Consider the following 9,598-nt stretch of genomic DNA (forward strand, 5'->3'; position numbering starts at 1 on the left):
TTCCGCCCATTGCCGCCACCTTGATTTCGATCAGGAGGATTTGTCCTGCGGGAAGTTCACACGCCTTCGAGCAGACGTTCCTTGCGGATTTTCTCCTGCCACACCAGTGGGGCGAGGCGATGGACATTCTGCCCCTCGCTATCGACCGCGACGGTGACGGGCATGTCCTGCACCTCGAATTCGTAGATCGCTTCCATGCCCAGATCCTCGAAGCCCACGACCTTCGCGCCCTTGATCGCGCGCGCGACAAGGTAAGCCGCGCCGCCGACCGCCATCAGATAGGCGCTCTTGTGCTTCGCGATGCTGTCGGTCGCCGCCGGGCCGCGCTCCGCCTTGCCGACGCAGCCGAGCAGGCCCTGCTCCAGCATCATGTCCATGAAGCTGTCCATGCGGGTCGCGGTGGTGGGACCGGCGGGACCCACCACTTCGTCGCGCACCGGATCGACCGGGCCGACATAATAGATGACACGGCCCTTGAAATCGACGGGCAGTTGTTCGCCCTTCGCCAGCATGTCCTTGATCCGCTTGTGCGCGGCGTCGCGGCCGGTCAGCATCTTGCCATTGAGGAGCAGGCGGTCGCCATGCTTCCAGCTTTGCACGACTTCCGGCGTCAGCGTGTCGAGGTCGACGCGGATCGCTTCCTTGCTGGGCTTCCAGTCGACCTGCGGCCATTCGGAAATCTTGGGCGCCTCCAGATAGGCGGGGCCGGAGCCGTCCAGCGTGAAATGGGCGTGACGGGTGGCGGCGCAATTGGGGATCATCGCCACGGGCTTGCCCGCCGCATGGCAGGGATAGTCGTAGATCTTCACATCGAGGATGGTGGACAAGCCGCCCAGCCCTTGCGCGCCGATCCCGAGCGCGTTCACCTTGTCGAAAATCTCGATCCGCATCCGCTCGATGTCGTTCTGCGGGCCACGAGCTTTCAACTCGCCCATGTCGATCGGCTCCATCAGGCTTTCCTTGGCGAGCGCGACGGCCTTTTCCGCCGTGCCGCCGATGCCGATGCCCAGCATCCCCGGCGGGCACCAGCCCGCGCCCATCTGCGGGATCATCTCCAGCACCCAGTCGACGATATTGTCGCTGGGGTTCATCATCTTGAACTTGGTCTTGTTCTCGCTGCCGCCGCCCTTGGCCGCGACATCCACCGTCACCTTGTTCCCCGGCACCATCTCGACGTTGAGGACGCAGGGCGTGTTGTCCTTCGAGTTCTGGCGGCTGAACGCCGGATCGCGCAGGATCGAGGCGCGCAGGCGGTTTTCAGGGTTGAGATAAGCGCGGCGCACACCTTCATCGACGACCTCCTGCATGGAGCGGCTATTGTCGTCGAGGCGGCAGTCCATGCCCCATTTGACGAAGACGTTGACGATGCCGGTGTCCTGGCAGATCGGGCGGTGCCCTTCGGCGCACATGCGGCTGTTGGTCAGGATCTGGGCGATGGCGTCCTTGGCCGCCGGATTGGCTTCGGCGTCATAGGCTTTGCCCAGCGCGCGGATGTAATCCATCGGATGATAATAGCTGATGAACTGGAGCGCGTCCGCGACGCTCTCGATCAGATCGGCGGTCTTGATGACAGTCATTACCCATGTCCCTTCTGACGCCCCGCCCTTGCACGGCGGATGCATTCGCAGGGCGGCTATAGGACTTTGGCGTGCTGAGTCCAGATAGAGCGGCTATCCGTTGGCGTAGGGGAACATGGCCCAATAAGGCTCCTTCTCCGCCAGCACGCGGGCAAAGCTTTCCCGCGCCTCCAGCCGGTCGAGATAGGCAGCGAGGATAGGGAAGTTTCGCCGCATCGGCTCCACCCTGTCCGCATAAAAGAGGGCGGGGGCGGCCGCGCAATCCGCGAGGGTGAAATCATCGCCCGCCGCCCATGACTGGCCCGTCATCCGTTCCTCCAGCAGCGCATAGGCCTTGAGCAGCATCTGGCGGGACTGGGCGACGCCCTGCGGGTCGCGCGCGTCTTCCGGGCGGAGGCGGTCGGCGACGATGGCCTGCATCGGCCCCATCACATAATTGTCGAACAGCCGATCCATCAGCCTGACCTCCAGCGCTGCGTTGGCATCTCCCGGAATCGCGCGGAAGGGACCGGGCGCATGGTGGTCCAGATATTCAATGATGATGCTGGCTTCGGCCACGGTACGGGCCCGCGCCTTGTCATGTAGCACCGGAAAGCGGCCGATCGGCCAGAGCGCCATCCACTCTTCCGCAGCCGCTTCGGATTCGCCCAGCAGGCGCGGCGTGAAGGGGGTCGCATTCTCGTAAAGCGGGATCAGCACCTTCCAGCAATAGGAGGACAAGGGGTGGTAATAGAGAATCATGGGACAGCCTTTCCAACCTTGGCGACCTCTCCAGCGGTCTCTTATTATCACAATCTGGCGCTTGGCCGATCCAAGCCGTTGAGAGAGACTATTTTCCTGACACGCACATTTTCGTGGCAAGCCAAATTTATTTTTGCAGATGCATGAACCCTCTTGCCTTTTTTGGACCCGAGGGAAGTCCGTGCGTCGCGCCGATGAAGCGCCTCGAATGTACGGTGAGCCGACTCAAGGCAGCGGTGAACCGAGTCTTCAACCTGTCATTTACCCTCTTGCGCGTGGCGGAGGGTGTGGCACTATCCCTTGTATCGGGATAACTGGGGGCACCCAATAGATTGTGATTGCTTCGCTGGACGGGTTTCCAGCGCGGGGGCGTTTTTGCCCTTGCGATCCGGTCGATTGGGCCCATTTCCGTCCCGGCGCGGTTTGGATCATGCTATGCTCCCCGGTCTGCCGGGTTTTAGCTTGACCGAATCGAACGGAACAGGAGCATTCGGGGGCTCGCATGGATTTTCGAGATAGCGCACAAGGTATTGGCGACGTGGCAACCGTGATGGAAGATTTGGTGGAAACGCAAGCGGTGGAGCAGGCGCCCAAGCCCGTTCCGGCGAAGGAGGCGATTTCATCGTCCAAGATATTGGACCGGCGCTTCGATGTTGTGACCGATCCGTCGCGAGACGCGCTGCTGACCGAATTCGGCAAGGATACGCTCAAGGACCGCTATCTGCTGCCCGACGAAAGCTATCAGGATCTCTTCGCCCGTGTCGCGGCCGCCTATGCCGACGACCAGGACCATGCCCAACGCGTCTATGACTATATCTCGCGCCTGTGGTTCATGCCCGCGACGCCCGTGCTGTCGAACGGCGGCACCGGACGCGGCCTGCCCATCAGTTGCTACCTCAATTCAGTGGACGACAGCCTGGAAGGCATCGTCAACACCTGGAACGAGAATGTCTGGCTGGCCTCGCGGGGCGGCGGCATCGGCACCTATTGGGGCAGCGTGCGCGGCATCGGCGAGCCGGTCGGCCTCAACGGCAAGACCAGCGGCATCATCCCCTTCGTCCGGGTGATGGACAGCTTGACGCTCGCCATTTCGCAGGGTTCGCTGCGCCGTGGGTCCGCAGCCTGCTATCTCGACGTTTCCCATCCTGAGATCGAGGAGTTCCTCGAAATCCGCAAGCCCAGCGGCGACTTCAACCGCAAGGCGCTCAACCTCCATCATGGCGTGCTGCTGACCGACGAGTTCATGGAAGCGGTGCGCGACGGCGCGGAATTCAATCTCAAATCGCCCAAGGACGGCTCGGTCCGGGGCAAGGTGGACGCTCGCGCCCTGTTCCAGAAGCTGGTCGAAACCCGCCTTGCGACCGGCGAACCCTATATCGTCTTTTCCGACACGGTGAACGGGACGATGCCCAAGCATCATCGCGATCTGGGCCTCAAGGTCTCCACCTCCAACCTGTGTTCGGAAATCACCTTGCCGACGGGTCGCGACCATCTCGGCAATGACCGCACGGCGGTCTGCTGTCTTTCTTCCCTCAATCTCGAAACATGGGATGAGTGGAAGGAAGACAGACAATTTATCGAGGATGTCATGCGCTTCCTCGACAATGTGCTGCAGGACTATATCGACCGTGCGCCGGACGAGATGGCCCGCGCCAAATATAGTGCGTCGCGCGAACGTTCGGTGGGGCTGGGTGTCATGGGCTTCCACAGCTTCCTGCAGGCGCGCAATCTGCCCTTCGAAGGCGCGATGGCGAAGTCATGGAACCTTCGCATCTTCAAGCATATCAACGAGAAGGTGAACGAAGCCTCGATGCAACTCGCGGTCGAGCGCGGTCCGTGCCCGGATGCCGCCGACATGGGCGTGATGGAGCGCTTCTCCTGCAAGATGGCGATCGCGCCCACCGCGTCGATCAGCATCATCTGCGGCGGCACGTCGGCCTGCATCGAGCCGATCCCAGCGAACATCTACACCCACAAGACGCTGTCCGGCAGCTTCGTGGTCAAGAACCCGTATCTGGAAAAGATATTGCAGGAGAAATCGAAGGACAGCACGAATGTCTGGAACACGATCCTCGAACGCGGCGGATCGGTTCAGCATCTCGACTTCCTCTCCCAGGAGGAAAAGGACACGTTCAAGACCAGCTTCGAGATCGACCAGCGCTGGCTGCTCGAACTCGCCGCCGACCGCACGCCCTATATCGATCAGGCGCAGTCGCTGAACCTGTTTATCCCGGCCGATGTGGAAAAGTGGGATCTGCTGATGCTCCATTTCCGCGCGTGGGAACTGGGCATCAAGTCGCTTTATTATCTCCGTTCCAAATCCGTGCAGCGCGCCGGTTTCGCGGGTGGGGTGGAAGCGGACAACACCATCGACGCGCCGAAATTCGAACTGGCCGGCGGGAGCACTGACTATGACGAGTGCCTTGCCTGCCAGTAAGACGCATCCCGCAGCCCTCTTCTCTTGGGAAGAGGGTGGGGAGAGGGAGCTGTCCCTTCATGGCAAGCGTCTATTCCGTCGTTTCGAACAGGTCCGCCGCATTGGCCGCCGTCGCGGACAGGCGCACGGTGTCGCCTTCGACCTCGGCAATCAGCCCACCGTCGAAATAATGATGCTTCGCCCCTTTGCCGTCCGGCCCCTGCGGGCTATCGGCCTTGGTCAGCTTGATCCGGTTGCCGTCGACATGATCGACGGTGCCCAGATGCACGCCGTCCGCGCCGACGATATTCATATGTTCCTTTATTTGGGACAGATCGGTCATCGCCATTCTCCTTGGTTGGTCCGGTCCCAACGCATGAAACGCCATCCGGTCGCAGGCTCTGCCCGCCGCCCGTCCCACAGTTCGCTCTTTAAGGCCCAAGGATAACAGCCATGCCTCTTCTTCAAGCCAGCAAGGTCTACAAGCCCTTCGAATATCCCTGGGCCTATGAGTTCTGGAAGCGCCAGCAGCAGCTGCATTGGTTGCCGGAGGAAGTGCCGCTGGGTGAGGATTGCCGCGACTGGGCGCAGAAGCTTTCCGACCATGAACGCAACCTGCTGACGCAGATCTTCCGCTTTTTTACTCAGGCGGACGTGGAAGTGCAGGATTGCTACCACGAAAAATATGGCCGCGTGTTCAAGCCGACCGAAGTCAAGATGATGCTGACCGCGTTCAGTAATATGGAGACGGTCCACATCGCCGCCTACAGCCATCTGCTTGACACCATCGGCATGCCCGAAAGCGAATATAGCGCCTTCATGCAATATAAGGAAATGAAGGACAAACACGATTATCTGCAGCAGTTTGGGGTCGACAGCGACGAGGATATTGCCCGCACACTGGCTATGTTCGGCGGCTTTACCGAAGGGTTGCAGCTTTTCGCGAGCTTCGCGATGCTGATGAACTTCCCGCGCTTCAACAAGATGAAGGGCATGGGACAGATCGTCACTTGGTCCGTCCGCGACGAGACGCTGCACTGCGAAGGCATCATCAAGCTGTTCCATACCTTCGTGAAGGAACGCGACTGCCTGACCCCCTCGGTTAAGGACGACATCGTCGATATGTGCCACAAGACGGTGCGGATCGAGGATGCGTTTATCGACCTGGTATTCGAAATGGGGCCGGTGCCGGGCATGACGCCCAAGGACATCAAGCGTTACGTCCGTTACATTGCCGACTGGCGGCTGGGGCAGTTGGGTTTGAAGCCCATCTATATGATCGACGAGCATCCGCTGCCGTGGCTGACCCCGCTGCTCAACGGCGTGGAGCACGCGAACTTCTTCGAAACCCGCGCGACCGAATATTCGAAGGGCGCGACCCGCGGCCAGTGGACCGAAGTATGGGACGCCTTCGACCGCCGCAAGAAGCTCAAGGGCAGCGACCCCGCCAACAGCGACGAGGCAAGCGACCCGGATATGTTCAAGGCGGCGGGCATCGCGGCGGAGTAAAACGGCAAATGCAAGGGCGGTCCGATGGCAGAGCCACCCTTGGCTTTTTCGAGCATTGCACTTTCCCAGGTGGTGGCTGGTTTCCGCTAGGAACGGGCCTTCGCCTCAGGGTTATTCGCCGGATCTCGCGCGATTGATGCCGCCCGATGTCTGCACAGTGATTATCCGATTATCCTGATGCTTGGCTGAACGATCTGTTTTATTCCGTTCATGCAACATTTCCCCTGAGCGCGGGTTCTATGGCCAGAACCGAGTTGAGAAGGGAAGGATATCCCATGAAAATGCATTTCAAACAGCTGCTTGCCGCTTTTTCGCTGGGCGCGATGACGTTGATCGGTGTGGCCGTAACCCCGGCCCATGCCGATCCGCCGCGCTGGTCGAGCCATGATAAGGGACACCGTGACAACTGGAAGGGCAACCGGCACGACAATGGTCGCCACCAAGGCTGGCGGCGTCCAGGCAAGAGCGTCTACAATTATGATTGGAACCGACCCGACCCGCGCTATGGCAAGCGTTATCGGCCGGATCGTTATTATCGCGGCGGCTATCAGCCCATTCGCGTGACGCGCAACACGCGTATTTATCGCGGTTATGACGACCGCTATTATTGCCGCCGTTCTGATGGCACCACGGGCCTGATCGTCGGCGCGGCTTTGGGCGGCCTGCTCGGTAGCCAGCTGGATCGCGGCTATTCCAACACGGCGGGCATCTTGATCGGTGGCGGCGCTGGCGCGCTGCTGGGTCGGGAAATCGACCGCGGCAATCTGAACTGCCGCTAGGGCATCCTGCGGAAAATCGGGGACCGGTTTCCGCTGAAGCGATGCGACAGCAAAGAAGGAGCGCGCGCGACCTGCAGTCGATTTAACGCAGCGCGCTCCAGCTAGGGCGAAGGGCGGGGACATGGCCGCCGCCCTTCGCCGCGCCTCACATGAAAAGATAATCCGCTAGCGCCTCGACCGCAGGGGTTTCTGTTGCGCTGGCGCTGATCGCCTGTCGTATCTCGATGGCAGGCAGAGGGGCCTCCAGCGCCAGCCTTTTGATCCCGTCGATCCGTCCCATGTCGCGCGCCATAGGGCCGAAGGCCGGGAACCAGCCCATGCCCTTCCGCAATGCCGTCATGATATCGAACAGATTGTCCGACTCCAGCGCGGGTGGCCCCGGCGTGATGCCGCCATGCCGCAGGGCATCCTCCGTTATCGCGCGCAGCCCGTTGCCCGGCTCCATCGTTAGCATAGGCGCGGCCTCGACCTCCCAGAACGACACGATTTCCTGCTGCGCCAGCGGATGCGCGCTGCCCGCATAGAGGCTGAGCGGCTCCGACCAGCCATAGCGTGAGTGCAGTCCAGCTGGTTCCCCCAGCGCATAGAAATAGGCGATGTCGACCTTTCCCCGGTCCAAGGCCTCGCGCGCTTGCTCCGCAAGCAGGATATGTAGGTCCAGCGTGATTGCCACATCGTCATTGGCTTCTTCGAACGCGGCCAGCGCCTCCTGGAAATGCCCGAAGACAGGCGGCGGTGCGCCTAGCGTGATCAGCTTGCGTGTCGCCTCGGCAGGCGACGGCGAGGTCGGTTGGGCCGGCGGTTCAGTCCCCATGATCGCCTGTTCCGGATTGTGCTGCCCCAGCAATGTCATGGCCTGCGCCGTCTGATGTCCGGCGCGCGTCAGTCGCGCCGCGCCATGCAGGTCGTCGAACAATCTGTAGCCAAGCCGCATTTCCAGCGCGGCGATATTGCGCGCGATCTCATCGATGCCGATGCCCAGATCGCTGGCGCAGCGCGCAATGCTGCCCGCCGCCACCATCTGCGCGAAAAGGTCAAGTTGGCGCAGGGAAGGCTTGGCCATGAACCGGGTGATAGAGCAAAGCATGTCCCGGGTTAAGCAGGAACTTGGCCATGAACTTCGATGCGATATTGACGAAGCCCATAAAATGATGGCAGGGCGCTTTTCCTGACGGGCGGGTATAGCTCAATGGTAGAGCACTAGCCTTCCAAGCTTGTGATGCGGGTTCGATCCCCGCTACCCGCTCCAGTATTACATTGCCCCGTTCAGGTGGCCGCCGATGCCAGCCAGGTGTGCATAGTCGCGATATCTTCGCGATCCGCAGGAGGATGGTGCACGGTGCTGCTTTGCCACCCTGTTGCCCGCGTGCTGCTATGCTGTCGCGGCTTTCGGGCCGGATATCCGAAAGCCGCGAAAAAGCGTCAGGCCCTGGCTGCGACGATGATGATTTCCACCTTATATTCCGGGGCGGCGAGCTTTACTTCGCCGGTGGCGCGGGCGGGCGCGGGGTGTCCCGCGATCCATGCATCCCACACGCCGTTCATTTCGGCGAAGTCGGCCATGTCCGCCAGCCAGATCGTCGCGGTCAAGAGGTGATCCCTGGAACTGCCGGTTTCCTTCAAAAGTTGGTCCACCTGTGCCAGCACGGCGGTGGTCTGCGCGGTGACGCTTTCGCCCGGCGCACCCACCTGCCCGGCTAGATGGACGGTGTTGCCATGCACGACGGCCTGACTCATGCGTGGACCGCATTCGATCCGTTGGATAGTCATGTCTTACATCTCCTTGATGTTGCCGCTGGCGCATGGCGCGCGAAAGGCGTGTCGATAATCCGCCGCCCATTGTCCAATCACGCGCTTCCTGTCCAGTGCCGCCAGCGCTTTTCGCGATGCGTCAGGATTCGGGAAATACCTAGCCCAGGGTTACGGCTCTGCTTTTATGGATGGCCCGGCGCAAGGTCGGGATGCGCGGCCTTGATGGCTGGATGTTTGCGGGCATGGCTCACGGCTGCCATCAGGGCGGGATAGGCCTTGAGGGGCACTGCGAAGCGTTCCGCCGAATAAACCTGAGGGACGAGATGGCAGTCGGCCATGGTGAGGCTGTCGCCAAAAGCGTAGAGGCCGCCATGACGGACGACCATCTCCTCCAGCGCGACAAAGCCGTCCGCGATCCACCGGCCGGTCCATGCCTTTCGCGCATTTCCATCTGCGCCGAGATCGTCCCTTAGCGCGTTCAGCACCCGCGCATTGTTGAGCGGATGGATATCACAGGCCACCGTCATCGCCATGGCGCGCACGATCGCGCGGTCATCGGCCTCTCGCGGGAGCAGAGGAGGATCGGGATAGCGTTCTTCCAGCCATTCTATGATGGCGCTGCTCTGCATGAATATTCGACCGTCTGCCTCCAGTGTGGGCACCAGGCCTTGCGGGTTGAGCGCCCGATAATTGGCGGCGTGCTGTTCGCCGCTCAGCAGATTGACGGGCACCTGCCGATAATCCAGTCCCTTGACGTTCAGGGCAATGCGCGTGCGATAGCTGGTTCCAGACCGCCAATAGCCATGCAATATGAGGTCCATCAT

Annotated in this window: 9 protein-coding genes and 1 tRNA gene; 4 read left to right on the plus strand and 6 right to left on the minus strand. The window is 61.2% G+C overall.

The features are described from left to right. Positions 1-56 precede the first annotated feature (56 nt). Positions 57-1,577 carry a fumarate hydratase gene (locus LDB26_RS01700; RefSeq protein WP_257540029.1) on the minus strand — a complete coding sequence of 507 codons (1,521 nt, stop codon included), beginning with the start codon at positions 1,575-1,577 and terminating at the stop codon, positions 57-59. Between the two features lie 93 nt (positions 1,578-1,670). Next, entirely contained in the window at positions 1,671-2,318 is a 648-nt protein-coding gene (locus tag LDB26_RS01705; protein ID WP_257540031.1) for a glutathione S-transferase family protein, read from the minus strand. A gap of 502 nt (positions 2,319-2,820) precedes the next feature. Between LDB26_RS01705 and LDB26_RS01710 the strand changes: the two genes are divergently transcribed. Continuing rightward, entirely contained in the window at positions 2,821-4,755 is a 1,935-nt protein-coding gene (locus LDB26_RS01710; protein ID WP_257540033.1) for a ribonucleoside-diphosphate reductase subunit alpha, read from the plus strand. Positions 4,756-4,825: 70 nt separating this feature from the next. On the opposite strand, the gene LDB26_RS01715 is transcribed toward LDB26_RS01710, so the two are convergent. After that, on the minus strand, positions 4,826-5,077 hold the full coding sequence (locus tag LDB26_RS01715; RefSeq protein WP_257540035.1) for a DUF2171 domain-containing protein: 252 nt from the start codon (positions 5,075-5,077) through the stop codon (positions 4,826-4,828). Between the two features lie 110 nt (positions 5,078-5,187). Between LDB26_RS01715 and LDB26_RS01720 the strand changes: the two genes are divergently transcribed. Both LDB26_RS01720 and LDB26_RS01725 read left to right on the plus strand, forming a co-directional pair. Beyond that, entirely contained in the window at positions 5,188-6,243 is a 1,056-nt protein-coding gene (locus tag LDB26_RS01720; protein WP_062063322.1) for a ribonucleotide-diphosphate reductase subunit beta, read from the plus strand. A 275-nt stretch (positions 6,244-6,518) separates the two neighbouring features. Continuing rightward, positions 6,519-7,022, plus strand: coding sequence for a glycine zipper 2TM domain-containing protein (locus LDB26_RS01725; protein WP_062063324.1), 504 nt, complete (start codon positions 6,519-6,521; stop codon positions 7,020-7,022). Between the two features lie 145 nt (positions 7,023-7,167). Here the strand turns inward: LDB26_RS01725 and LDB26_RS01730 are convergent, their stop codons facing one another. Next, entirely contained in the window at positions 7,168-8,085 is a 918-nt protein-coding gene (locus tag LDB26_RS01730; protein WP_062063326.1) for a LysR family transcriptional regulator, read from the minus strand. A gap of 112 nt (positions 8,086-8,197) precedes the next feature. Between LDB26_RS01730 and LDB26_RS01735 the strand changes: the two genes are divergently transcribed. Next, a tRNA-Gly gene (locus tag LDB26_RS01735) sits at positions 8,198-8,271 on the plus strand. A 173-nt stretch (positions 8,272-8,444) separates the two neighbouring features. On the opposite strand, the gene LDB26_RS01740 is transcribed toward LDB26_RS01735, so the two are convergent. Together LDB26_RS01740 and maiA are read right to left on the minus strand one after the other, a co-directional pair. Further along, the gene (locus tag LDB26_RS01740) at positions 8,445-8,792 is read right to left on the minus strand and encodes a RidA family protein (protein WP_062063328.1); all 348 of its coding nucleotides are present in this window, start codon (positions 8,790-8,792) and stop codon (positions 8,445-8,447) included. A 164-nt stretch (positions 8,793-8,956) separates the two neighbouring features. Further along, complete coding sequence (maiA, locus tag LDB26_RS01745; protein ID WP_062063330.1) at positions 8,957-9,598, minus strand: maleylacetoacetate isomerase; 642 nt, start codon at positions 9,596-9,598, stop codon at positions 8,957-8,959.

Origin of the sequence: Sphingobium sp. CFD-1, assembly GCF_024611115.1 — a bacterium.
In the GTDB taxonomy this organism is placed as follows: Bacteria; Pseudomonadota; Alphaproteobacteria; order Sphingomonadales; family Sphingomonadaceae; genus Sphingobium; species Sphingobium baderi_A.